The sequence below is a fragment of the Streptomyces sp. NPDC048258 genome (assembly GCF_043201995.1).
Lineage (GTDB): Bacteria > Actinomycetota > Actinomycetes > Streptomycetales > Streptomycetaceae > Streptomyces.
The window spans coordinates 32,713-56,296 of sequence record NZ_JBICZH010000023.1 but is presented as its reverse complement, the minus strand read 5'-3'; the positions used below and the strand labels follow the sequence as shown (position 1 = coordinate 56,296).

The following is a 23,584-nucleotide window of genomic DNA, read 5'->3' as shown; positions in this document are numbered from 1 at the left end:
TCCTGGCGGCAGGCGGTGACGGTCGCTTACCTGGGCTTCGCCGCGATCCTCGCTGTCGCAGTGGCCGCCGCTTTCGGCGCCACATCCCTGCCCGAGGTCGCCGTCCCCTACCTCGGTCTGCTGCCGCTCGCGCTGGGCCTCAAGGCCGCGTGGCAGGCGTGGAAGCACCGCGGCAGCGGCGAGGAAGAGGAGGAGGCGCAGGCCAAAGAGGGCGGGCCGAGCCTGCTGGAGGTCGCCGCAGTCACCTTCGCCAACGGCGGTGACAACATCGGCGTCTACGTCCCGGTGTTCGCCACCGCCGGCGTCGGCGGGATGAGTGTGTACGCCGTGGTGTTCCTCGTGCTGGTGGCGGTGTGGTGCTTCGACCGCCCGGAGCTCGTTCCAGGTCCCGCCAGTGCGGCCCGGGTCCGCACCGGCCCCGGCAGGGGCGGCCGCCAGGAGCGGTTCGACGGCGGCCGGCACGGCCGTCAGCCTGTCCCGGCTGAGGCGGTCGGTGGCCGCAACGACTTCGGCGGTGTCCGCCAGGGGCGGGTACGGCTCCCCGAGCAGGGCGTAGTCCGGGAAGTGGAGCGCGGGCAAGGGACCGCCGCCGCAAGCTCGGTGGTGGGGCTCGACTCGTCGCGCATGCGACCTCCTCGGATGCGGCCGGACCGGGCGTACCTGTCCCACTGCGGGCCCCCTCATGCCACCGGCCGTGCTCAGCGTGCGACACGTACAGCCTTCGAGCAGTCGGGCGACCGGCAGCGGAAGCGGGCCGTTGGGCGCTGCAAAGCACCGACTGGTTTTCGTCGACCGGCTGTTGGCCACTCTGGTTCATCTCTCCGTCGCGGGGCCACTCATGACGTGCTGGCCTGCTGGTCCGGCGTGGACCGTTCGACCGTCACGCGGGCAGTCGGCGAGGTGCGGTGAGGCGAGGGCCGGCGCAAAGCGCATTCCTCGCGACGTATCCGCGTCGAGCATGGCATCGCACACCTGAAGAACTCGCGGGCGCCGGCCCGCCACCTCGGCCGCCCGAGCACATGAGTGACACCGTCCGAGCCATCGCTAAGGGCTGTCCCGTAATCCCCGGCGGGCGCACGACGCCAGCTACGGCACCTCGCTGCGTTGTCGGAACGCCCGAATACGCCCAGTATGGGGGCGCCCCTCCGCCTTGCGATGCACCGCATCTGACGCCGTGCGCTGATCCACCGGGGATTACGGGACAGCCCTTAGCCTGCTGTCCCGCCAACAGATCATTGACCTGACATCGGCACCTCAGAGGTGAGCCCCGAGGACCACCGGGTTCTCGACGTCTCACCGCCAACCATGCACGAGCTCGTTGGTGCACGTGCCCGATCCGCTTGCGGCAGCCGCGGTGCGATCACAGCCCTCGCTGCGTAGAAATCTTCCCGCCCCTCCCGACTCGACCAACGATCCGGTGATCGGAAAGACGCCTACCTACGACCGCCGCCTCTGGCCCGGGTCGGGGGTCCGGCTCCGGCCGGGGGCCCGGGTGGAGCCGGCTCAGCCGAACCAGACCACCAGGCGGACGTTCTCGTCGCCGTACTCGGCCGCCAGCGCGCTCATCGACGCCCACAGCGGGGCCCAACGGCCGTCCGGCGGAACGAACATCCCGGCCGTGAGGACCACCGGACGGTACACGGAGCCGTTCAGATGGACCTCGCCGCCCGGTGGCCATTCGGACGGGAACAGATCCTCGCCGAAGAGCTCCTCCGCCGCGTCGAGTACCTCGATCGGCGCCCAGACCACGTCGTCCAAGACGAGCTCTCCGTCCGGACCCGGTCGCCACTCGCCCAGACGGTTCCCGTCGGGGCCGTCACAGAGCGGCGCGTCCCAGTCAATCGCCGCGATCTCGGCCCACGTCGCGTACGAGTGGCTGTGGTTCAGTTCGTCACACTCTTTCGGCACCTCGTCGCAGGCATCCTCCGGCCACCCCCGCTGGTCGAACATTGGCCGCTCCACCCCGAGGCTCCCGCCGTAGCCGAACAGGCACTCGCGGGCGTCCCGCGCCTTCCAGAGGTCGAAGTCGAGCAGATCGACCTCCATCTCCCACACCCCGCCAGCCGTACGTGTCTCGATCAATCCGTCGATGTACGTCCCCATGGACGCCGATGCTAGGCCGCCCCGGCACACGGCCGCCTTCCCAGCGCTGCACCCCGTGGGCCACCCCTACGGGGTGAAGGAAGAACCCCTCTGCGCTCTTGCCGGACGGCGGGGCCGGGGTCTGCGTCAGCCCGCGCCGGTATGTCTTGCGTGGGTGAGGGCCGGTGCGCAGGCGCTCTGGGTGCAGTACCGCCGGGCCGCGCCAGGCAGATATTCGTTCTCGGCCGGTGAGACGCGGTCAGCGCTCGGGCGGTGGCCGCTCCGGTGCCCAAGGGGCGCCGGCCGGGGGAGCGGGGCGGCGCCGTGGGTGTCGCCGCCCCTCCTCGCGACGGCTGCTTACGGGGCGGACGCGCGTCAGGCCTCGACCGCCGGCGGGCCCGTCAGCCCTCGACCGCCGGCGGTCCCGTCAGCCCTCGACCGGCAGGGGGACGTGGCCTGCCGCCTTCTGCACCGCGGTCTCCAGATCGCCGCGGTCCAGACCGATCGTCTCCGCGTGGTCGGTCAAGGCGAGGTCCAGCTGCTCCCCGGCCTCACGCCAGTCTTCCCACGCGTCCCGCCAGGCCACGTGCTGCTCGTCCGTCCACTTCTGGGGCGCGTCGCCGAGTTCCTCCTGAAGGCGCTTCACCTCGGCGTGCGCTTCGTCGGCCGCTTCCTGCAGACCGATCAGCTCGTCCAGGTCGTCGGACAGTTCGATTGCCATTCCGGGATCTTAAGCGGCAAGACCCGCACGGCTCGCAGCGCCGCCCTTGCAGCCTCCTGGAACAGGCTGCCCTGGCAAGGCTGGGATCGCACGTTACGGAGATCCAAGGAGATCGGCCCGCTCATCAGGCCCAGGCGACGGCGTCCTCGACGGGCACGCGGGGCAGCCGAGGGAACCACGGGTCGGCACCGGGGTGACCGATGTTGACCACCAGATGCGAATGCCAGCTGGTACCGGCGAAGAACTCCTTGTCCACGCCGGCCTCGTCGAAGCCCGCCATAGGACCGGCTGCAAGCCCCGCCGCGCGCACTGCGAGCAGGAAGACCCCGGTCTGCAGTGCCGAGTTGTAGGCAGCGATGCTCTCGCGCTTCTCGACCTGGCCGGCGAACGCCGCTCGCAGCATGTCGCCGCGGGCCGGGAAGACTGTCGGCATCTGCTCGTGGAAGTCGACGTCGTACGCCAGGACCGCCACGGCCGGCGCACTGAGTGTCTTGGCCCTGTTTCCCTCGTCGAGGTGCCGGACCAGTCGCTCCTTTCCCTCGCTGGTGCGCACGAAGAGCACGCGCAGAGGCTGGCCGTTGGCGGCGCTCGGGGACCAGCGGGCGAGTTCCCAGGTCATGGCGAGCTCGTCGTCGGTAACGGCCCTTGCGGCGAAGGTGTTCGCGGTGCGGGCCTCTGTGAACAGCAGCTTTCGCCCGGCGTCGTCAAGGACATCGAGGGCCTGCGGTTCGCGGTCGGTCATGGTCATGGTCACGGTTTCTCTCCTGCTTCGGTGTGCGGATGGTGGGGTACCGGGGCGGGCTCTCCGCCCGGTACCACTCGGCGGGACAGGGCTGCCGGGCGGGGCGCGCATGCCGGGGCTGTCACCCAGGCCTGCGGGCCCCTGGCCGACGCTCATGTGCGGTGCGCTGCTCGCTTGCTCCGCGCCGCGCCCAGCCGGGCGTAGAAATCGATGAGTTCGGGGTTGTCGACCGCCGCGGGGTTGAGGATCTGCTCGGCAGGGACACCTTGGAGCAGGCGCTTGACCGGAACTTCGAGCTTCTTGCCGGTCTTCGTGTGCGGGAGGGCCGGTACGGCGAGGATCTCGTCGGGGACGTGGCGGGGTGAGGCGCCGGCGCGGATCGCGTCGCGGATCTTCTTGCGCAGGGCGTCGTCGAGGGTTACGCCGGGTGCGGGGACGACGAACAGGGGCATCCAGTAGCCGCCGTCCGGCTCTTCCGCTCCGATGACGAGGGCCTCGGTGATTTCGGAGAGGCGTTCGACGACGTCGTGGATGTCGGCGCTGCCGAGGCGTACGCCGTTGCGGTTGAGGGTGGCGTCGGAGCGGCCGTGGACGATCACGGAGCCGTGGGAGGTGAGGGTGATCCAGTCACCGTGCCGCCACACACCGGGGTAGGCGCCGAAGTAGGCGTCCTGGTAGCGGCTGCCGTCGGGGTCGTTCCAGAAGTACAGCGGCATGGACGGCATGGGCCGGGTGACGACCAGTTCGCCGACCTGGTCGAGGACCGGGGTGCCCGTCGCGTCGTAGGCGGCCAGCGCCACGCCCAGGTTGGGGGCGGAGAGCTCCCCCGCCCAGACGGGGGTCGTGGGGGCGCTGCCGGCGAAGGCGGAGACGATGTCCGTGCCGCCGCTGGTGGAGGCCAGTTGGACGCCGGCGCCCACGTGGTCGCGGACCCAGGGGTAGGCGGAGGCGGGCAGAGCGGAGCCGGTGGAGCCGATGACGCGGATGGCCGACAGGTCGTGCACGGAGGGTTCGATGCCCAGTTCGGTCATGGCCAGCAAGTACTGGGGGCTGGTGCCGAAGACGGTGACCTCGTGGCGGGCCGCCAGCTCCCACAGGACGTCCGGTCGCGCGAGCGGCGCCGGGCTGCCGTCGTAGGTACAGGTGGTAGCACCGGTCAGCAGGGTGGAGACGACCAGGTTCCACATCATCCAGTGGGTGGTGGTGTACCACAGCGGGCGGTCCCCGAGGCCCAGATCGGTGTGCAGGCCGAGAATCTTGAAGTGTTCGAGCAGGACGCCGCCGTGGCCGTGGACGATGCCCTTGGGCAGGCCGGTGGTGCCGGAGGAGAACACGACCCACAGGGGGTGGTCGAACGGTACCGGGGTGAAGGTGAGGTACTCGGTGCGGGTGGCCGCGTCCTGCCAGGGAACCGTCAGCCTCGCGTGCCGGGCCTCGGGCCAGGCAAGGCCCAGGTGGTCCACGAGGATCGTGGCCTTCAGCGTCGGCAGCGCGTCGGCCAGTTCGAGCGAAGCGGCACGGCGGTCGTGCGTGGTGCCGTTGAAGAGGTAGCCGTCCGCGGTGATGAGAACGGTGGGTCGGATCTGGGCGAAGCGGTCGGCGGCGGCCTGGGGTGCGTAGTCCTGGCCGCACACCGACCACACCGCGCCCAGGCTGGCGGTGGCGAGGAAGGCGATGACCGCGTGCGGGGTGTTGGGCAGGTAGCCCACCACCCGGTCGTCCCGTCCGACGCCCAGATCGCGCAGGGTGGCCGCGACGGAGGCGACCCGGGCTCGCAGCTGCGAGCCCGTGATCTCGTAGCCGGATCCCGTCTCGTCCAACGCGGTGATCGCGGGAACGTCCGGCCGCAGATTGCGCAGCGCGTGGTGGGCGTAGTTCAGGGTGGCGCCGGGAAACCAGCGGGCGCCCGGCATGGTCTCCTCGGCCAGTACCCGCTCGTACGGCGTCGCCGCGTCGACGGCGAAGTACTCCCACACCGCAGCCCAGAAACCTTCCAGGTCGGTGACCGACCAGCGGTACAGGGACGGGTAGTCCGTGGGGTCCTGGATGCCTTCGGCCCCCTGATGCCGGGCCGCCCATCGGGCGAAGTCCGCGATGCGGCTGCCGGCGGCCGCTTCCGGGTCGGGAGTGAAGAAGGGGTCCGGATACGGCATGGGGCGCGGGGTGCTCATCGTGTGGTGCTCCTCGGCAGGGGTGCGGGCCGGCCTTCGGCGGGGCGGCGGGCCGTGTGCAGCAGCGGTGCCCAGGCGGCGGTGCCGGTGAAGTCGTCGGTGCCGGTGTTGACCGTGTCCAACACGACGCGATCGGGACGCAGCAGGACGGCATCCGCCCGGCCGCGTGCCAGCCAGGCGGCGAGGCCGCCGTCGTCGCCCAGGTCGTCCACGCGGATCGTGCGTGCGCCGAGTGCCGTGGCCACGGCCGTCACCTGCGGGGTGGGCGGCACGGCGGTCAGGACGGCGAAGGAATCCCCGAGGACGTCATCCAGGCGCACTCGCCCGCCGTCGACGGTCACCCAGGGTTGCGGGCACAAGGTGCCGGCAAGCACGCGGCCGACCAGCCGGGGGCGGCGCCGTACCAGTGGACCGGCGGCCAGGGCGGGGCTGAGATCGCGGCCCACCGCCGCGGTCACTCCGGGGATGCGGCAGGCCGCGCCCACAACGGCCCGGCGGATCGCCGCAGCGCGGTCCTGGCCGCCGGTCATTGCCCAGCCGACGGCGACCGCAATGCGGATCATGTGGCGGACGTGCGGCTTGCGCTCACGCTCGTAGATGTCCAACAGCCTGTCGTCCGCGCCCTGTTGGAGTACGAGGGCCAGTTTCCAGGTGAGGTTGCGGGCGTCCCGCAGCCCCGCGCACAGACCCTGCCCGACGAAAGGCGGGGTGAGGTGCGCCGCGTCGCCCAGCAGGAAGACACGGCCCCGACGCCACCGGTCGGCCAGGCGGGCCCGGAAGGTGTACTGCGCCTGCCGGATCACCTCGAAGTCGTCGCCGGACGAGCCGTCGGCCGGCAGGTCCACCCAGGGGGCGACCAGCTCGCGCAGGCGATCCAGCCCTTCCGGGCCGTCCAGGGGCTCGTGGCCGGGCAGCCGGAACTCCCAGCGGTAGCGGTCCTCGCCGACGCGCATGAAGGTGGCCGGCCGGGTGGGGCAGCAGATCTGCTCCGCGCCTTCCCAGGTGCGCACCTGGCGGCTGGTGCGCACGTCGATGACTCTCCAGCTCTCCTCGAAGTGCAGGTCCTCCCATACGGCGCCGATGGTGTCGCGGGTGAGGCTGCCCGCGCCGTCGCAACCGAGGACGGCATCGGCCAGTACGTGCTCCTCCTCGTCGCTGCCGTCGCGGCGGAAGGCGACCCGGACCGGCCCCGTCGAACCGTCCGGTCCGTCGGTGTCCTGTGTGACGGACACGACCCCCACGCCGCCCCGCAGCTCGCACTCGGGGCGGCGCGCCAGAGCCTCGCGGAGCAGGCGTTCCAGCTCGGGCTGGTCGAACATGCTGGTCTGCGGATAGCCGTGGTGTCCGTGCGGGGAGCGCGGGAACTCGGCGATCACGCGGCGCCGGGCATCCAAGAGCCGCAGCCCGTGCGCCGGGCGCGCGAGGGCGGCGAACTCCTCGTGGACGCCGACACTCTGCAGGATCCGACGGACCTCGTCGTCCACGACGACGGCACGCGGCAGGGGGTACACGTCCCCGTGGCGTTCCAGGACGAGGCTGCGCACTCCGTGGCGGGCGAGCAGGAGGGCGGTCGTGACCCCCACGGGTCCCGCCCCGATGATCACCACCGGTATCCGGGATGCGGCGCTCACATCGCGTCCGTTACAGGGGTCCGCTGCACGCCGAGGTCGATGCGCCCGTCCGGCGTGGCGATCGTGGCGGTGATGAGGTCGCCCTCGCGCAGGTAATGGGGGTTCTTGGCCTGGCTGTTGAAGAACGCCTTCCATTTCAGTGCGGGCGGAAGCAGCGCCCCGATCTTCTCAACGGGCTTGGGCGGGGCCTTCAGGGCGGTGCCGCCGGGGGTACCGGTCAGCAGCAGGTCGCCCGGGTCGAGGGTCTGGAAGCGGGCGAGCAGGGTGAGCGCCTGTGCGGGCCGAACGATCATGTCGGCGAGCGTGCGGTCCTGGCGCGGTTCGCCGTTGACCGAAAGCCGCAGCCGCAGGTTGAGCAGATGGACGAAGTCCTCGGGCTCCAGCAGGGCCAGGTAGGGCCCCGTCGGTGTGAAGGTCGGGTAGGACTTGCTCTCGTAGAACTGGGTCTTGGTCAGTTGGACGTCGCGGGCGCTGACGTCGTTGGTCAGGACGAGTCCGGCGACGTACCGCGGCAGGTCCTGCTCCTCGACGACGGTGCCCACGGGCAGGGTCGCGCCCATGACGAGGCCGAGTTCCACCTCGTAGTCGAGGAACTTCACGTGCTCGGGGCGGACGATCGAGTCATGGGGGCCGCTGACCGAGCCGGACGCCTTGCGGAAGAAGGTGGGCGGGATGTCGCCGGTGAAGCCCGAATCCTTGGCGTGGCTGCGGTAGTTGACCATCTGGGCGACCACCCGGCACGGGGTGGTGACCGGAGGCAGCACCACCAGGTCGGCGACGGGTGTGCCGCTCTCGGCGGAGGCGGCGGCCTCGCGGACCGCGTCGCGGTCGGAGAGCAGTTCCGCAGTGGAGACCGCCTTGGTCTCGATGGGGACGGCGCGCTCGTCCCGGAGGACCCACCAGCCGTCGGTGGTGCGCAGAACGTTGGTGCTCATGAGCTCATCGCTTTCATCAGGCCCAGCAGGCGTGCGGGGTCGAGTTCGTTGTCGCCGCGCAGGGCCGTCATGACCTCGCGGAGCTTGGCGGGGGAGGGGCTCGTGCCCAGGAAGTCGCGTGTGACCGGCGGGCCCCATTGGGCCAGGCCGCTCGCCGACATCGGCGCCCAGCCGGGCTCGATGTCGCAGGAGAACAGGTCGCCGTCGGCGAAGTGCTCCAGCATGAAGCGGTCGGGGTCGCGCCAGTAGTCGAAGAGCTGGCTGCCCTGGATGTGCCGGCCGATGCCCCAGCTGCGCTGGTAGCCGCGCTCGGCGAGGTACTCGCCACCGCAGGCGATCGCGTCGAGGTCGGTGACCTGGTAGGCGGAGTGGACGTAGCCGGTTCCGGGCCCCAGGTGCAGGGCCAGCGTGTGGTGGTCCACGGCCAGGCCGCCCTGGTCACAGCGGATGAAGGCCATGGTCGGCCCGCGCTCGCGCTGCCCGTCCAGGAACAGGAAGTCGCTGACGATCATTCCGAGGGTGTCCAGGTACCAGTCCAGGGTGCGGGCGAACCCGCTTGTCTCCAGCACCACGTGGCCCAGCCGCTGGATTCGGGACGGTTCACGGGGCGGTCGCTGGGTGGCGTTCGTACGACGGTGCCCGGTGCCGAAGTTGAGCAGCAGGGGCTGCTGCTCGGGCAGCGCGGGCAGCTGTTCGGCACAGTGGACGACCCGGACCGGCAGGCCCGAGGGATCGAGCAGGGCGACTGCCTGCCCACCGCCCGGTACGTCGATGTCCCGGACGGTACCGCCGGTGGCGCGGGCCAGCCGGTCGAGGTCACTCCGCTCGGTCGCCCAAGAACCGCTACGAGCGGCGCCGAGCCGAGACCCGCCAAGCGCTCGTCCGTGCGGCCCGGCAGATCCTCGCGGAAACCGGGGACACCAGCGCCAGCATCCAGGCGATCGCCGAGCGCGCCGACGTGGGCTTCGGCTCCTTCTACAACCACTTCGAGTCGAAGACGGAGCTGTTCGACGCCGCGGTGACGGATGCCCTGGAGGAGTTCGGGCAGGTCATCGACGAGCGCGTACGAGGGATCGACGACCCGGCCGAGCTCGTCGCGGCGGGCTTCCGGCTGACCGCCCGGATGGCCGACTCCCACCCGGAACTCCTGCGGATCCTGCGCGATCGCGGTCTGGCCCACATCCACTCCGACCGCGGCCTCGCCCCACGAGCGCTGCGCGACCTGGAGATCGGCATCGCCTCGGGCCGCTTCACCTGCCCCAACGCGACGACCGCCCTGTCCGCCCTGGGCGGCACCCTGATGTCCCTCGTCGCGCTGCGGCTGGCCCGCCCCGATCTCGACGGCGACGAGGCCGCCTCGGACCTGGCCGGGATGGTCCTGCGCATGCTCGGCGTCCCCCCGGATGACGCCTACGAGGTCACCCGGCGTCCGCTGCCCGACCTCACCTGACCCCGGGTACGCCGTGGGCGCCGGTGGCGGGGACCACCGGCGCCCACCCACCCCTGCCCGAGGTGGCTCAGGAACGACTCTTTCAGTAGCCGTCAGGGGACCAGGATGAGACGGATCGGGTCGCCGATCTTGTTCTCCAGCCGGTTGACCGCATCGGCGGCATCCGCCAGCGGGATGTGGTCGGTGTTGGACGGCGCCAGGTCGAGGCGGCCGCCCGCGGCCAGCCGCACCAGCTCGGTGACGGACTCCGGGGTGCCGCCGTAGTGCCCGCGCACCTGCTTGCCCAGGTAGTTGAACGTCAGGCCCTCGGTGATGGTGAGCGGCTTCGGAGTGATGCCCACCAGGATCAGGGCGCCACCCGGACCGAGCACGGACGCGGCCTGCTCGCGGACGGCAGGCACGCCGGCGCAGTCGAAGGCGAAGTCCAGGCCCCGTCCGCCGGCGGCCTCCCGGACCTGGTCGGCGAATCCAGGGGCACTCGGGTCGAGGGCGAGGTCCGCGCCGAAGGCCAGGGCGCGCTCCCGGGCGCTGGGCAGCGGGTCGATGGCGATGACCGGAGCGGCGCCGACCAGGCGGGCGAGGCGCACGTTGTGCGCGCCCACACCACCCGCGCCCCAGACGCCGACTGCCTGGGCGGGGCGCACTCCGGCAGTGGCCACGACGGCGGCGTAAGGGGTGGAGACCGCATCGGGGATGATCGCGGCCTGGTCGAAGGGGAGGCTGTCGGGGATGGGAACGACGGTCTCCTCGGGGGTGACCATGTACTGGGCCCAGCCGCCGTCGTAGTCGATGCCGGCGGTACGGACCTGGGTGCACGGGAGGCGGCGTGCGCATGCGGAGCACTGGTTGCAGCTCTTGCCGGCTTCCAAGGTGACGCGGGTGCCGACGGTCAGACCGCGCTTGAGATCGGGGCCCAGGGTGTGGATCACACCGGAGACTTCGTGGCCGACGGTGACCGCGTCGGAGCGGAGGAACAGAGGGGGGAGGGATCCGTCGATCAGGTGGACGTCCGAGAGGCACACGCCCGCGGCCTTGACCTCGACGAGGACCTCGCCCGGGCCGGGTACGGGGATGGCGCGAGTTGCTGCACCGGCCGCGGCCGGGCTGCCTGAGGTGCACGGGGCGGACACGGACACGTCCGTGGTCTCGTGGGCGAACACGGGAGCCCGAGCGCATTCCGCGTGCCCGGTGGGCGACTGGTAGGAACGCGGGCGTGAGCTGGGCCCGTGCCTCTGTGACGGAGCACAGGATCAGACGAACGCCGCCTTCCCGTCCGCCGGACGTCCATCGGGGGGATCAAGTTCGGGGGCCGTTCCAGGTCGAACCATGGAGAGCAGGCTCGGGCCGCAGGTATCGGTCCCAGATCTGGGCCTTGCGATACGGGCCGGCCCCGTCGCTGTCGTACTGCGGTGCATCGAAGGTGACCCAGAACGCCAGCTCACCGACACGTGCATGAGGGCTCTCCACGAGCTCGGGCGCTCCCATGTCGTCGATCGTGCCCAGGAACTCGTTCCGCCAGGGCCCGTCCCAGTCCGGATCACGGACCACAGTGACCCGACTGCCCGCAGTCAGCGCGGGGGCCGGCCAGTCCTGACACAGAGGGCGACTCATGATCTGTTCGACGGCCCGTCGGTCACCCGTGTTCGTCGGGTCAGAGGAGGAGGAAGCAAGCATGTGCCCAGCCTCCCCGCAGTTGATCGCCAAAGCCACAGGTTAAGAGACCTGGTAGGTGATCAGCCCGCCGGGGATCGTGAGGGTGCCGCCTTTCGGGTCGAGTCCGGGTGGTCACCGGCATGGAGGTAGGTCACCTCACATACGCGCACCAGCTCGTCCGCCTTCTTTTCCACCACCACACCAGGTATGAGCAGCTCTTCACCGGTCAAGACTTCCCGCATGGCGGCCCCGTCAGTGGGCGAACAGCGGCGACACGGCGGCCTCCGAGCTGCTGTTCCAGTACGTCACGCGGGCCTTGTCGTCCACGTACACGCCGCCCTTGGGCATCTGCAGGAGCACACCCTCGCCCGTGTTGTTGTCGGGGCTCTGACCGTGCGGCGCGAGCGCCATGTTCTTCACGAGGGTGCTGACGTCCTTGTTGCTCTGGCGCAGGAGCAGACCCGCGTACGCCTCCTTGCCGGGGGCGAGGGTCACCTCCGTCTGCGGCTTGGAGTTCTCGAAGACCCCCACGAGCCGGCCGTGGCCGTCTTCCAGCCGGAGTACCGGATAGGTCCGCAGCTTGCACGGCTCGGTGCTGGTGTTGGTGACGGTCAGCAGGAGCTTCGAGTCGTCCTTCGTGGGTGGCACGGCCCACTCCACCTTGACGTCGGTGTAGTCGTCGGGGCAGTTGCCGTCGATGCCCGTGGGGTCGCCCTCGGCCTCGCCCGGACGGCCCGGCGCGGAAGAGGACGCGGAGGGCTTGGCGGAGGTCGAGGGGACGGCCGGCGCGGACGCGGAGACGGAAGGGGAGGTGGAGGATTTCGGCGGCGGGGTGGCGCCGGCCTTGTCGTCGCTCGGCTCGCAGGCCGTGGCGGCCAGGAGCGCGGCGGCGGCGAGGCCAAGGGCGCCGAGCGTCCGGGCGTGGGTGGTCTTGCGGGAAGTGCGCATCACGAGCCCCCGTGGCTGCTGACGTGCTGGGATTGGTCTGGACAGGATGCCCGCTCTGGCTTCGGATTCACGCCCCCGCAAGGACCGTTACAGCTCTCGTATGCGGCGGTGACGGTTCCGTCGTACGCGCGCGCTCCGGTCGGCGGCGTACGGCGCTTGCGGCCTTCCGCGTAGGTGTGGGCCCATGCCGTCGGCGAAGTCGTTGGTCCCGGGAGCCGTAACGAACAGAACACCGAGCGACATGCAGCTCAGCGTGATGAATTGCGGGCCGACGTATGCGCCTCAGCCGTGGCCCCGCACCGCCGCGACGCACTGGTCGCAGAGGTCTGCCAGGTCGAGTCGTCCGTCGTGTCCGGCCCAGAGTTCGGTCGCCGCTCGACGCAGGCGAAGACCGTCGCGACGATCGCCTTGGCCTGCGGGTCGGGGACCGGGCCGGGGCCGGTGCCCAGCCGTGCCCCCGGCCGATCTGGTCACAGGGGTAGGGCCTGGCGGTCAGGCGACCGGCGTGTTCGGCACCGAGTCCGTGCCGCGCAGCTCGGTCCAGGCGGCACGCAGGACGGCGATCTCGTGGTCGATGTCGTAGTCGGTGTCGTTCAGGTGCATGAGCAGCTTGCGCCGGCCATTGGTCAGGTGGGCGTATGCGATGACACGGGGTAGGAGGCTGCTGTCGGACGCTCGCAGCGGCTGGGACCTGATGTCCTGGATCTCCTCCCAGGCCACCCACCGCGTGTGGAGGATTCCTCGGATCCGGATGCCGGTGCTGTCCACCAGAGTGCCGGATCGAGGCACGCGGACGACGAAGACCACCAGGACCAGCGGCAGTACCACGCTCACTCCGAACTTCATCCAGGAGGGGGCGATCTCCTCGGTCCATACAAGGAACAACAGCAGGGCCGTCTTGGCGACGAGGAAGACCATGAGCCCGTTCTTCCTGCCCCTGCTCACCCGGTACTCGCGCGGCAGATCCTCTGCCCCCAAGACCACACGGCTCCCCCCGACCGGGGGCGGGTCTGACGAGACCGATGGCTCTGGGAACCAGGCGTCGTCCTCCACATCGCTGCGGAGCGCGGCGACCGCGGACGCCACCATCGTGGCCAGCAGGAGCAGCGCGAGGGGCCCCCAGATCGCCGGGATCGCCCACAAGGGCCAGTCGTTGTTCGCCTGCGCCCACAGCGTCAGGAGCGCGGTGAGGCCCAGGGCGACGCCGTGCCACCGCACCATGGCCGCTGCGCGCGTGTGCCGTCGGTCGTGGCGGACGATGAGGGCCCACAGTGATCCGACGAGGACGGTCAGGCCGAACGAGATGCAGGCGAGCGCGCCGCCGAGCCGGTCCGCGGGCCACCCCACCGGGCCGAACGTCGTCTGCTGTCGCCGCCCATCGGCGTCCCGCACCTCGACGATCTGCCCGCGCAAGACCACGCCGACGACCGAATCGCCCGGTTCCATCGTGGACACCACCGGATGGGCGCTGCGGAACGTCACTTCCCAGGGCTTGCCGCTCGGCAGCAGCAACACGGCCTCCGGGTCCTTCCCCCGCTCGCCCTGGTGCGTGTCGGCCTGGCGGACGGTGAATGCCTGATCCCACACACATGCCGACGTCGTCACCGGCGCGGAGGCACAGACCGGAGAGGCTCGGAACTCCCGCTCCCGCTCCAGCGCTCCGCGGACCTCCAAGGCCGAGGCCACCCCCACCAGCAGCGCCACGAGAGCGACCGCCAACCAGCCCACGACCCGTACCGTCTTCTCCACCGGCCCCCCGCCTTCCCCTCATTTTTCCGCGGGCCCCTATCCCGCCCGCCCATTGGAGCACGTACGCCGTTCACTGCACGCGGGGGGTCTGGCGCTTTGTCACGACACCTACTGACGGGCAGAGTTGCTGGACATGCATGCGTGGCGGCGGTGGAGGCATCGGAACGTGAGCGAGCGGCTTCTCGTTCTGTGGGGACGACCACGGCCTCGGGGGACATTGCGCATCGGGCAGCGGACCTGCACAGGGCCAGCCTCACCGGAACCCGCTGACGGTGATGGACCAGGAGCGGCGGGGCAGCGTCCCCGTAGTGGTCGGAGACTTCAGGTGTCACAACGCCCGGCAGTTCTATACCTAGTCGGTGTCCGTGACCGCCAGTACCGCGATCCGGCGGCGGCCGGGGGAGAGGGCGACGATCCCGTAGTCGTAGATCTCGTTGTGGAACCACTCCGTGTCGCACTCGAAACGGAACCAGGTGCTCTGCTCCGCGTGGCGTTCCACCTCCTGGGCGGTCGCGTCGAGCGGGGTCCCGCTGAGCCCGGCCAGCGACCACCACGCCGCCCGTCGGCCGTACGCCCCGTGTGCCCCGGGGCCGTACACGCCGCCCTCCGACGCGGTGCTGAAGAGCATCCGCCAGACCTCCGCGAGGCTCTGGCGCGAGATCTCGAACCGGCCTTCGGCGCCGAGCCCTTCGAGGCACGGCATGGGCAGGGTGGGCACGAGGGCGGGCACCAGCGCGGGGTCCACCGGTTCCTCCGGTGCGAAGACCCAGGCCCCGCAGGAGCCGAAGTCCCCGGCGGTCGGCGCCGCGACGATCGCCTCGTGCACCTCGGCGGTCGCCCGGTCCGGCAGCAGCGAGGGCGTCTGCGGCCGAGGCGTCGCAGGCTCCAGCCGGTCCTCACCGGTGCGCCCCGTCCACACCCCCCCCCGGCGCCGCTGCCGTCGGCCTTCCGGGTGGGGAAGGGGGCGCAGGTCTCGAACGGGCGCAGGTCGTCCGGGAGCCACGTCAGGGGGCTCCAGCCGAACAGCCCGGTGGGGCGCAGGGCCGATACGTCGGCGCCCCGCAGCAGCAACTCGTGGAACAGGCAAGCCCGCAGTTCGTCGAGTCCGTCCCGCCGCCCGTGCGCGTACAGCAACCCGGTGAGGTCGGCCGGCCGCTGTCCCTCGGCGAGGAGCGAGGCGATGAGGCGCTCGTTCATCCGGTGGTTCACGGAGGTGCCGTGCTGTTCCATGAGCCGGACCAGCTGCTCCAGGCTCGATCGCCCGGGCGTCAGGGCAAGCATCCGGATCACCCGGGAGAGACCGTCCGCGTAGGCTCGCGCCTGCTCGGAGGCAGCGTGGAACCCCTCCCACAGTCGTTCCCCGAGCTTCCCCACGTCCCCCAGGTCGCCCTCCCGCAGCCGCGTCGCGGCCTGTTCCCCCATGTGCCATACGAGCTCACGCGCATCACCACTCACGACTCGCAACCCTAAGGCCAATCCCCAACGCCCCGACTCGGCAGGGCCACAGCGCGTGAGACCTCTTCGCCGTGACCCCAGGGTGAAGGAATAGTCGGCGGTCACCGTCGAGAGCGACGTCGAGTTCACCACGGGGGCACTCGTGGTGAACTCCTGGGAAGACGGCCCACTGAAGGGTCTGTCCGCCTACGGGCCTCGCCGCCCTTTGCCTTGGGCTGGTTAAGGGCAGATCAACTGAACCTTAAGCCTGCCTGTGGTCTCCTCGGCCGCGCGTCGATCAAGACCGTTGGTGTGAGCGCCGCACACACGTCGACCCCCAGGGCATTGGGGTTGTGACCTGCTTCTTCGAACGTGCTCCATGAGCCTCGAGCCGCCGTGGCATGCCACGCAGCGCCCAAAACCCTCCTCAAGGATGGATTTGTAAGGCGGTGACAAGACTGCACTCGCTCGTGATGTCGGCCCGTATGAAGGACAGGGGGGACAGTGTCCATCGGATCGAGGAGTGTCAATGTCTCGGAAGCGGACCATGAGTTCCAAGAAGAAGATCGTGCTCTCTGTCGTCGCGGGAGCACTGGTGACCGGAGGGTTCGTCGCCACGATGGCGACCGGCAATGCCGCCGTCCCCGACGTGGTGTGTCCGGGGTCGACGGTGACGTTGTCGGGTGAGGCGGGTGCGCCGGCGGCGAGCAGTGGGACGTTCCCGGTGGGGACGAAGTTGAAGGTGACGAATCTGGACAACGGTCAGGCGACGACGGTGACGGTGAATGGTCCGTCGGGCAGTTGTGTCCTGCTGAACAACGCGGCCTTCGACAAGGTGCGGGAGCCGGGCAAGAACCTGATCCGGCGGGCGCGCATCGAGCGGGTGGCTGGCGGCGGTGGCGCCCCGGCCGGTGCGGCCGGTGCGGCGGGTGGGCAGGTGCCGCCGGCCACGGGGGAGGTGGTGTGTCCGGGGTCGACGGTGACGTTGTCGGGTGAGGCGGGTGCGCCGGCGGCGAGCAGTGGGACGTTTCCGGTGGGGACGAAGTTGAAGGTGACGAATCTGGACAACGGTCAGGCGACGACGGTGACGGTGAACGGTCCGTCGGGCAGTTGTGTCCTGCTGAACAACGCGGCCTTCGACAAGGTGCGGGAGCCGGGCAAGAATCTGATCCGGCGGGCGCGCATCGAACGCGTGCGCTGAGTTACCAGGGCCGATTCGGGGCCACCGAAGCTACGGCGTGCACAGGCAGTGAACGCCGTGCTTCCGCCGGCCGCCACCACCCGCCCGCCGGGCGCGAGCCAGAGACCGAGACTCCGAGAGCGTTCCGGCGGCGGGTCAAGTGGCTCGTGGCGGGCTCCGTACTCGCGATCGTTGCGATGAGCGTGCGGTCTCCAAGGTTTTCCGGTGGGCCTGGGGAGTGTCGGTGGCGCGTGCATAGTGCTGGGCATGACGCCCCCGCTCCCCACGCACATGCACCTGATGATCACGTTTCTGATGGTGCCGCTCGGGACGTTTCGCCGGGGTCATGCTCGGCCTCGTGTTGTCCGGCCGGCGACTGGCCCTCGTCCTCGCCGGGTCCGGCGGCCTCGGCGTGGGAATCCGGGCACTGCTCTCCCGCCACCAGATGGTCGACTTCTTCCAGGCGCGGCTCCGGCCTGCCCGGGAGCAGCAGCAGGCTGTCGCCGCGGTTTTCAACTGCCCACTCCGCCGGCCCGGCCGACCACGGCGGCCCGCCCCTACCCGGCCAAGCAGGGCGCCGGACAGCCACGCGGTGGGGGCGGCCTCGCGGCCGCCCCCACCGGTCGATCCACCAATCGGCCCCGCCCGTGTCGCTGCTGTTCCACGGGCGCCCATAGCATCGGGAACATCACACCGGGAGCACGTGGTGCCGCCTGCGCCACGGACCCGCTCCGCGAAAGGGGTCCGTGGTGAGGCCTGAGGCGCCCGACAGCGGCATATGCGTGGGTACCGGGGACACCGCGCACTCCGCGCCAGGCCACGGAGCGCAGTCCCCGCCGCGTGCGGATCGCCGCCTCCCCTGTGGGCGGCAGTGCCGTAGGCGGACGCTTCCCTCCGCACTGGGCATCGTGCTGGCCGGGATCGCCTCGTTCCTCCAGGTCGACGTCGCGCATTCCTACAGTGGACAGCACACCGAATTCCGTAGAGGTGTGGAGCCGGACACGGAGGAGTGCCCCCGCACGTTGGTAGGCGTGGCACACCAGGACGACGATCTGCTCTTCATCAATCCCGAGGTCCAGAGGTTGATCCGCCATAGGTGTTCCGCCGGCACCGTGTACCTGACCGCCGGTGATGCCGGGCGCTCCTTCCTCCGGGACTCCTACGTGCGGCGTCGGGAAGAGGGCCTGCAGGCGTCCTACGCAAAAATGGCCGGTGTACCGAACCGCTGGCGCCGCAGCGATCTCACCGTGCGATCCCGCCGGCTTGTGTCCTCCGTCCTGAGCGACCGCCCTGACGTACGGCTCGTCTTCATCCGCTTGCCCGACGGGTTCCCGACGGGCACCGGGAGCACGCGGTACTCCGAACAGAGCCTGCTGAAGCTGTTTCGCGGCCAGATCACCACCATCAAGCCGGTGGACGGAACGCAGCCCTATACCAAGGAAGAGCTGACCTCTGTGATCTCGGCAGTCGTTTCCCTCCGGAAGGCGGAACGCGTCCTGACGCTGGACTACGACAGTGCCACCTTCGGGGTCGGGCCACCGAAACCTGCCGATCACAGCGATCATGAGATAGCAGGACGGTTCTTCAGGAAAGCAGCCTTCCGCACTCCGGCCCGCCCGGCCGTCGCGCCCTACGTGGGCTACGGCCTGCCGCTGCTACCGGCGAATCTGACTCCCGCACAGCAGCACGACAAGGAGGCCGTCTACGACGCGTATCTCGCGTACGGGGGATGCTTCACATTGCCCTGCCCTGCCAGATTCACCCTCAGTCACACGTTCCGCCGCTGGATCGAGAGGGAACACCGGAGGACGCATCGGCAGCCCCGCCCCGGCGAGATCATGTCGGCGATAGGCCACACCAACTCGACCGTCACGGTCGAGCGTTGCCTCGAGAGGGACGTCCGTCGGCCCGCAGATGGGCCCGTCACGACGGGCGACTGCGACGGTAGGCCGGCCCAGCGGTGGACATTCGCGTCCGGAACCATCAGGTCCGCCGTGTCCGGGGCCTGTCTCACCGCTTCCCCGAAGGTCAGGGTGTCGCCGTGCAACGGGTCGCGCGCCCAGACGTGGTGGCGTGACGCCGACGGGAGGGTCGGATCGGGCGACCGCTGTCTCCACCAGGACGACCTGGCCATGCTGAACCCTCGGCTGGCTCTGGCACCTTGCAGCCCCTATCAGCCGGAATTGCGCTGGCATTGGTAAGGACGGGCGCACGCTTCGCGCCGGTCCGGATGTCACTAAGGGCTGTCCCGTAATCCCCGGCGGGCGCACGACGCCAGCTACGGCACCTCGCTGCGTTGTCGGAACGCCCGAATACGCCCAGTATGGGGGCGCCCCTCCGCCTTGCGATGCACCGCATCTGACGCCGTGCGCTGATCCACCGGGGATTACGGGACAGCCCTTAGCCTGGATCTTTCATGGCGGGTCGTCGGATTCTCCGGCGGCCCGTTTCGGCTTGGGCTGTCGCGGTGATCACGTGTCGGGGCAGGGCAGGCGATGCCCAGCACGTCCAGCGGGCGGGTGAACCGCTCGTATGACACTTCACGGAGGCCCGCGGCGATGTTGCTGTGCCCGGCCGCACGCACGCCGAGCGTCTGGAGATGGCCCAGCCGGCCCTGTCCCGCGCCATCGCCCGGTTCGAACGACAGCTCGGGGTCACGCTGCTGGAGCGCACCAGCCGCAAGGGCACGCTCGCCGAGGCCGGGGCCGTGCTGCTGTCCGAGGGGCGCGCGATCCTCAGCGCGGTGGCCGCAGCTGAGCGGCGTACCCAGCAGGCTGCGCAAAGGCGCCCCCGCCTCGTCCTCGCCGTCAAATCCGGCACCGCCGGTGAGTTGTTGGCCGAACTGCTCGATGCCTACCGCGCGGAGCCCGGCGCAGCCACCGTCGATCTGTTGCTCTGTGAGGCGCATCAGCAACAGAAATTGCTGCAGGATGGGCAAGCCGACGTGGCTCTGCTGCACTTGCCATTCGATTCGACGGTCGGACTCGACACCGAAACCCTGTACACCGAGGGACAGGTGGCGATCCTGCCCATCTCTCACTCACTTGTCGGCCGCTCTCAGATCCGGGGCACCGACCTGCGCCGGGATCTCGCCGCCGTGCCGGTCCTGGATGCTCCGCCCGTGACAACGGTGATCGCTTGGCCGTCGCAGAGCCGACTGCGCGCAGCCGCCGACCTGATCCGCGTGGCAACACGTCTTTGACCGGCCGTGTTTGCGGCAGGTGGTGATGACCGGTGGCCTGCTGGTTGGCGGACGCCCATCCAGCTGAAGCCCCGGTGACGAAGATGCGCCCGACGGACGGTCCCGTAGCGCGTGTGGACGACGCGGTCACTGGCACAGCGTCTTCGGAGTGAATGTTCGCAGCGGCCCGGCGTGCCGAGTGTGTAGCCGAGGATGCCGACAGGTGACGATTCGTGGAATGTGCGCCGCTCCGGCGACGCGAAGGAACGCGCAGAGGGGTCCCGTGTCCACTGAGGAGAACAAGAGGCTGGTTCGCCGCTTCTACCAGGAGATCGACGCGGGCAACCTGGATGCCATGGACGAGCTCGTGGCCGAGGACTACCAGGACCACTCCCCACCGCCGTTTCCAGGATTCGCGCCCGGTCGCGAGGGACTCAAGCAGGTCTTCCGTCTCTTCTGGGAAGCCACTCCCGGAACCCACGAGATCGAAGACCAGGTGGCGGAGGGCGACAAGGTCGTGACCCGGCTGACAGCCCGGGGAGTGCACGAGAGGGACCTCCCGGGCATCCCTGCCACCGGCAAGCCGGTCACGATGACGGCAACGGTGATTCACCGCATCGAGAATGGGCGGCTCGCCGAGAAATGGTCGGACAAGGATGCCCTCGGCTTCCTTCAGCAGCTCGGCGTGATCCCGACGCTCGGAGGAGCATCGGGATAGGTCCGGAGCGGCACTGGGATCCCGAGCGGGGACCGTCAGCGAACTGGAAGGGGACCGCCCTGCTCCTTCAAGACTGGGCTCACGCGCTGTGGCCGTTGGCCCGGCGGCCGACATGCGCCAGTGGCAGCCCAAGCTGGCGTCGTCGACCAGCAGATGCGCGTCGCTGCGCCGAAGCCCGGTGACGTAGGGCTCTTTTCGGATCCCTCGCCGACCGCGCGGAGGCGCCGCGCCTGAGGTGTGACCCGGCCTGGCGCGTTTCCTCGGACCGGCGGGGAGGTCTGCTGGGCCGTCCGGCGGCCTCCACTCGGGGTCGGTGCGAGCTGAGCAGGAGGCCCGAGGCGGTGTTGCGGCCGCCGGTGGAGCCGATGCTGGCGCAGGCTGCGCAGGCTGCGCAGTCGGTGCCAGGTCCCGGTGGGCTGGGCCCTCCGGCGTTTGAGCAGAGGTTCGACGGGTTTCGGGCGCTGCTGTTCACCCCCGGCCGGGCCCGGCCGGGGGTTGTCGCAGACACGGCGTGGATGGTTGTTCCAGGACCGGTTCCCCGATTGCGAGCGAACCTCACCTCTGGGCCGACAGAAGTACGCGGATCCGGTCGGCCGACGCCGCCTGGGACGCGCGGACGGTCAGCCAGGAGCCGTCCGCACACACGATGTCCACGCGCCGCCGCATCCGTCGCGGCCTCGGAGTGTCCCGCACACCCGCGTGCGCGCAGGAGACCGCCTCCGACGCGTCCTGCCAGGCGGCCCGCACGGCCACCCTGCCGTCCGTCACGACGAGGAGACAGTCCGCCTCCTCCGCGCGCAGCGCGTCCCTCACCCAGTACGCCGTATGCACCGCAAGGACGAGTCGTCCCGCATCACTGTCCCAGCCGCCCCGCATGCCCGGCCCGGCCCACAGCCGTACCAGGAGCCGCAAGGCCTTCCGAGCCGGCTCGAACAGCGCGGAGAACGCCGCGATGGGGTCTTCGGGCAGCGTGAGGAGGAAACGGACGAGGAAGAGCGAGCCCAGGGACCCCCACCTCTTCCGACGCGAATGCGGCGGCAAGCGCCGCACGCCTGGCCGGCGCCCGTACCACGGCAGCCCCACCCCGAACTCCATGCCTCACACCCCCACCGGTAGACCTAGGGAACCCTAAAAGTTGTCCCGCATGGGGCGGGAGTTATCCCGTGAGGGCGAGGGCCCCGCTCGGGCACGAGGCCTACGACGTGCCGGGAAGCCGGACCGTGACGACGAGACCGCCGGCGGGGCGGGGGACGAGGTCGAGGGTCCCGTCGTGGGCGCGGACGATGCTGTTCACGATGGCCAGGCCGAGGCCGACGCCGGCGTGCTCGTCGGTGCGTACGCGTTCCGTTCCGCGCCGGAAGGGTTCGGTGAGGGTCGGTACCAGTTCCGGTGGGAGCCGACGGCCCGTGTTCTCGACCCGCAGCACGCTCGTGTCGCCGTGCGCCTCGGTGTGGACCGTCACGGTGCCGCCGGCGGGGAGGTTGTGGACGATGGCGTTCTGGACGAGGTTCGTCACCATCCGCAGCAGGAGTTCCGCGGAGCCGCTGGTCCGGGCCGCCCCGCCGGTGAGGTCGAGCGTGATCCGGCGCTGTTCGGTGAGGGGAAGCAGCGTTTCGGCGGCTTCCTCGGCGATGAGGGAGAGGTCGACGCTCTCGCGGGTGAAGTCTCCGCGGTCGCCGCGGCTGAGCAGCAGGAGGGCCTCGGTGAGGTCGATCGCCCGGGTATTGACAGCGCGCAGGCGTTCGATGAGTTCGCCCCGGTCCCGCGTGGGGTCCTTGCGGGCGACGTCCAGGAGCGTCCGCGAGATCGCCAGCGGGGTGCGCAGTTCGTGGGAGGCGTTCGCGGCGAACCGCTGCTGCTCGGCGACGTGGGACTCGAGTTGTTCGAGCATCGAGTCGAACGCGTCGGAGAGTTCACGGAATTCGTCCTGGCGGCCGTTCATGCGGATCCGGTGGGACAGCGAACCGTTCCCGGCCATCCGTGCCGCATCCGTGATCTGTGTGAGTGGTGCGAGCATCCGGCCGGCGAGGATCCACCCTCCCACGAGGCCGAACACCAGCAGGAATGCCAACACTGCGGCTGCCCTCGGAGCGAAAACGTGCAGGAGGTTGGAGCGGACGGGAAAAACACCATGAGTGGGGGTGCCAGTGGAACCAGGGACGATGAGCGGGCTCTCGGGGACGTAACGCAGGAGGAACACCCACACCGCCGCGAGCAGCAGGACGCTGGCAAGCATGAGGAATCCGGCGTAGCTGAGGGTGAGCTTGAGGCGGACACTCGAACCAGGGGCCCTATCCACGGTCTCCTCCCTCGTGTCCGGCCCCTGGCTGCGTTTCGATGCGGTAGCCGACGCCGGGCACCGTGGCGATGACCCATGGTTCGCCGAGCCGTTTGCGCAGTGCGGAGACGGTGATGCGCACGGCGTTGGTGAGGGGGTCGACGTTCTCGTCCCAGGCCCGTTCCAGCAGCTCTTCGGCGCTGACGACCCCGCCCTCGGCGGCGACGAGGACTTCCAGTACGGCGAACTGTTTGCGGGTGAGCGCGACGTAGCGTCCGTCGCGGAAGACCTCCCGGCGGAAGGGGTCGAGCCGCAGGCCCGCGATCTCGCGGACCGGGGGCCGGGCGTACGCGCGTCTGCGGTCGAGCGCCCTCAGCCGCAGGACGAGCTCCCGCAGCTCGAACGGTTTGGTGAGGTAGTCGTCGGCGCCGAGCCCGAACCCGGAAGCCTTGTCGTCGATCCGGTCGGCAGCGGTGAGCATGAGGATCGGGATGCCGCTGCCGGAGGCGACGATGCGCCGGGCGACCTCGTCGCCGGAAGGGCCGGGGATGTCGCGGTCGAGGACCGCGAGGTCGTAGGAGTTGACGCTGAGCAGTTCCAGGGCGGAGTCGCCGTCGCCGGCGATGTCGGCGGCGATCGCCTCCAGCCGCAGACCGTCACGGACGGCTTCGGCCAGGTAGGGCTCGTCCTCCACGATCAGTACGCGCATGT

19 protein-coding genes and 3 pseudogenes are annotated in these 23,584 nt (G+C 70.3%); 6 read left to right on the top strand and 16 right to left on the bottom strand.

Features of this window, described 5'->3' with window-relative positions; genetic code table 11:
* The first annotated feature begins 15 nt into the window (after window positions 1-15).
* Complete coding sequence (locus tag ACGFYQ_RS35250) at window positions 16-909, top strand: cadmium resistance transporter (RefSeq protein WP_393750284.1); 894 nt, start codon at window positions 16-18, stop codon at window positions 907-909.
* 594 nt (window positions 910-1,503) lie between these two features.
* On the opposite strand, the gene ACGFYQ_RS35245 is transcribed toward ACGFYQ_RS35250, so the two are convergent.
* From ACGFYQ_RS35245 to ACGFYQ_RS35215, 7 genes and pseudogenes are all read right to left on the bottom strand, one after another.
* Entirely contained in the window at window positions 1,504-2,103 is a 600-nt protein-coding gene (locus ACGFYQ_RS35245) for a hypothetical protein (protein WP_393750283.1), read from the bottom strand.
* Window positions 2,104-2,509: 406 nt separating this feature from the next.
* Complete coding sequence (locus tag ACGFYQ_RS35240; protein WP_393750282.1) at window positions 2,510-2,803, bottom strand: WXG100 family type VII secretion target; 294 nt, start codon at window positions 2,801-2,803, stop codon at window positions 2,510-2,512.
* Between the two features lie 124 nt (window positions 2,804-2,927).
* Complete coding sequence (locus ACGFYQ_RS35235; RefSeq protein WP_393750340.1) at window positions 2,928-3,545, bottom strand: malonic semialdehyde reductase; 618 nt, start codon at window positions 3,543-3,545, stop codon at window positions 2,928-2,930.
* 152 nt (window positions 3,546-3,697) lie between these two features.
* Window positions 3,698-5,716: an acetoacetate--CoA ligase gene (locus ACGFYQ_RS35230; protein WP_393750281.1), complete on the bottom strand. Its 2,019-nt coding sequence runs from the start codon at window positions 5,714-5,716 to the stop codon at window positions 3,698-3,700.
* On the bottom strand, window positions 5,713-7,347 hold the full coding sequence (locus ACGFYQ_RS35225) for a bifunctional 3-(3-hydroxy-phenyl)propionate/3-hydroxycinnamic acid hydroxylase (protein WP_393750280.1): 1,635 nt from the start codon (window positions 7,345-7,347) through the stop codon (window positions 5,713-5,715). Before ACGFYQ_RS35225 ends, ACGFYQ_RS35230 begins: the two co-directional genes overlap by 4 nt.
* A complete protein-coding gene (locus ACGFYQ_RS35220) occupies window positions 7,344-8,282 on the bottom strand; it encodes a fumarylacetoacetate hydrolase family protein (RefSeq protein ID WP_393750279.1) in 939 nt (312 codons plus the stop codon). Before ACGFYQ_RS35220 ends, ACGFYQ_RS35225 begins: the two co-directional genes overlap by 4 nt.
* Window positions 8,279-9,115: pseudogene (locus tag ACGFYQ_RS35215) on the bottom strand (VOC family protein); the annotation flags it as partial. The gene ACGFYQ_RS35220 and the pseudogene ACGFYQ_RS35215, both read right to left, overlap by 4 nt.
* Here ACGFYQ_RS35215 and ACGFYQ_RS35210 point away from each other — a divergent pair.
* Window positions 9,115-9,732: pseudogene (locus ACGFYQ_RS35210) on the top strand (TetR/AcrR family transcriptional regulator); the annotation flags it as partial. The pseudogenes ACGFYQ_RS35215 and ACGFYQ_RS35210 sit on opposite strands and share 1 nt — an antisense overlap.
* 92 nt (window positions 9,733-9,824) lie before the next feature.
* On the opposite strand, the gene ACGFYQ_RS35205 reads toward ACGFYQ_RS35210, so the two are convergent.
* The 6 genes and pseudogenes from ACGFYQ_RS35205 to ACGFYQ_RS35180 form a co-directional block, all read right to left on the bottom strand.
* On the bottom strand, window positions 9,825-10,862 hold the full coding sequence (locus tag ACGFYQ_RS35205; protein WP_393750339.1) for a zinc-binding dehydrogenase: 1,038 nt from the start codon (window positions 10,860-10,862) through the stop codon (window positions 9,825-9,827).
* 166 nt (window positions 10,863-11,028) lie between these two features.
* On the bottom strand, window positions 11,029-11,406 hold the full coding sequence (locus ACGFYQ_RS35200) for a ferrous iron transport protein A (protein WP_393750278.1): 378 nt from the start codon (window positions 11,404-11,406) through the stop codon (window positions 11,029-11,031).
* A 231-nt stretch (window positions 11,407-11,637) separates the two neighbouring features.
* Window positions 11,638-12,333 carry a DUF4232 domain-containing protein gene (locus tag ACGFYQ_RS35195; RefSeq protein WP_393750277.1) on the bottom strand — a complete coding sequence of 232 codons (696 nt, stop codon included), beginning with the start codon at window positions 12,331-12,333 and terminating at the stop codon, window positions 11,638-11,640.
* 492 nt (window positions 12,334-12,825) lie between these two features.
* Entirely contained in the window at window positions 12,826-14,082 is a 1,257-nt protein-coding gene (locus tag ACGFYQ_RS35190; protein WP_393750276.1) for a PH domain-containing protein, read from the bottom strand.
* A 352-nt stretch (window positions 14,083-14,434) separates the two neighbouring features.
* The gene (locus ACGFYQ_RS35185) at window positions 14,435-15,001 is read right to left on the bottom strand and encodes a DUF6183 family protein (RefSeq protein WP_393750275.1); all 567 of its coding nucleotides are present in this window, start codon (window positions 14,999-15,001) and stop codon (window positions 14,435-14,437) included.
* A gap of 26 nt (window positions 15,002-15,027) precedes the next feature.
* Window positions 15,028-15,504, bottom strand: a pseudogene (locus ACGFYQ_RS35180) (DUF6183 family protein); the annotation flags it as partial.
* 559 nt (window positions 15,505-16,063) lie between these two features.
* Between ACGFYQ_RS35180 and ACGFYQ_RS35175 the strand changes: the two are divergent.
* The 4 genes from ACGFYQ_RS35175 (at window position 16,064) to ACGFYQ_RS35160 (ending at window position 20,595) form a co-directional block, all read left to right on the top strand.
* A complete protein-coding gene (locus ACGFYQ_RS35175; RefSeq protein ID WP_393750274.1) occupies window positions 16,064-16,717 on the top strand; it encodes a hypothetical protein in 654 nt (217 codons plus the stop codon).
* 887 nt (window positions 16,718-17,604) lie between these two features.
* The gene (locus ACGFYQ_RS35170; protein ID WP_393750273.1) at window positions 17,605-18,897 is read left to right on the top strand and encodes a ricin-type beta-trefoil lectin domain protein; all 1,293 of its coding nucleotides are present in this window, start codon (window positions 17,605-17,607) and stop codon (window positions 18,895-18,897) included.
* A gap of 365 nt (window positions 18,898-19,262) precedes the next feature.
* A complete protein-coding gene (locus tag ACGFYQ_RS35165; protein WP_393750272.1) occupies window positions 19,263-19,898 on the top strand; it encodes a LysR family transcriptional regulator in 636 nt (211 codons plus the stop codon).
* A 262-nt stretch (window positions 19,899-20,160) separates the two neighbouring features.
* The gene (locus ACGFYQ_RS35160) at window positions 20,161-20,595 is read left to right on the top strand and encodes an ester cyclase (protein WP_393750271.1); all 435 of its coding nucleotides are present in this window, start codon (window positions 20,161-20,163) and stop codon (window positions 20,593-20,595) included.
* Between the two features lie 555 nt (window positions 20,596-21,150).
* Here the strand turns inward: ACGFYQ_RS35160 and ACGFYQ_RS35155 are convergent.
* The 3 genes from ACGFYQ_RS35155 to ACGFYQ_RS35145 form a co-directional block, all read right to left on the bottom strand.
* Window positions 21,151-21,636 carry a hypothetical protein gene (locus ACGFYQ_RS35155; RefSeq protein ID WP_393750270.1) on the bottom strand — a complete coding sequence of 162 codons (486 nt, stop codon included), beginning with the start codon at window positions 21,634-21,636 and terminating at the stop codon, window positions 21,151-21,153.
* 154 nt (window positions 21,637-21,790) lie between these two features.
* Window positions 21,791-22,894 carry a sensor histidine kinase gene (locus ACGFYQ_RS35150; protein ID WP_393750269.1) on the bottom strand — a complete coding sequence of 368 codons (1,104 nt, stop codon included), beginning with the start codon at window positions 22,892-22,894 and terminating at the stop codon, window positions 21,791-21,793.
* Entirely contained in the window at window positions 22,887-23,582 is a 696-nt protein-coding gene (locus ACGFYQ_RS35145) for a response regulator transcription factor (RefSeq protein WP_393750268.1), read from the bottom strand. Before ACGFYQ_RS35145 ends, ACGFYQ_RS35150 begins: the two co-directional genes overlap by 8 nt.
* Between the last annotated feature and the right edge of the window lie 2 nt (window positions 23,583-23,584).

Bases quoted from the DNA above. Each gene is read 5' to 3' on its own strand.
- ACGFYQ_RS35245 (WP_393750283.1), bottom strand. From the start codon at position 2,103: ATGGGGACGTACATCGACGGATTGATCGAGACACGTACGGCTGGCGGG.
- ACGFYQ_RS35240 (WP_393750282.1), bottom strand. From the start codon at position 2,803: ATGGCAATCGAACTGTCCGACGACCTGGACGAGCTGATCGGTCTGCAG.
- ACGFYQ_RS35235 (WP_393750340.1), bottom strand. From the start codon at position 3,545: ATGACCGACCGCGAACCGCAGGCCCTCGATGTCCTTGACGACGCCGGG.
- ACGFYQ_RS35230 (WP_393750281.1), bottom strand. From the start codon at position 5,716: ATGAGCACCCCGCGCCCCATGCCGTATCCGGACCCCTTCTTCACTCCC.
- ACGFYQ_RS35220 (WP_393750279.1), bottom strand. From the start codon at position 8,282: ATGAGCACCAACGTTCTGCGCACCACCGACGGCTGGTGGGTCCTCCGG.
- ACGFYQ_RS35200 (WP_393750278.1), bottom strand. From the start codon at position 11,406: ATGCTTGCTTCCTCCTCCTCTGACCCGACGAACACGGGTGACCGACGG.
- ACGFYQ_RS35195 (WP_393750277.1), bottom strand. From the start codon at position 12,333: ATGCGCACTTCCCGCAAGACCACCCACGCCCGGACGCTCGGCGCCCTT.
- ACGFYQ_RS35175 (WP_393750274.1), top strand. From the start codon at position 16,064: ATGAGTTCCAAGAAGAAGATCGTGCTCTCTGTCGTCGCGGGAGCACTG.
- ACGFYQ_RS35145 (WP_393750268.1), bottom strand. From the start codon at position 23,582: ATGCGCGTACTGATCGTGGAGGACGAGCCCTACCTGGCCGAAGCCGTC.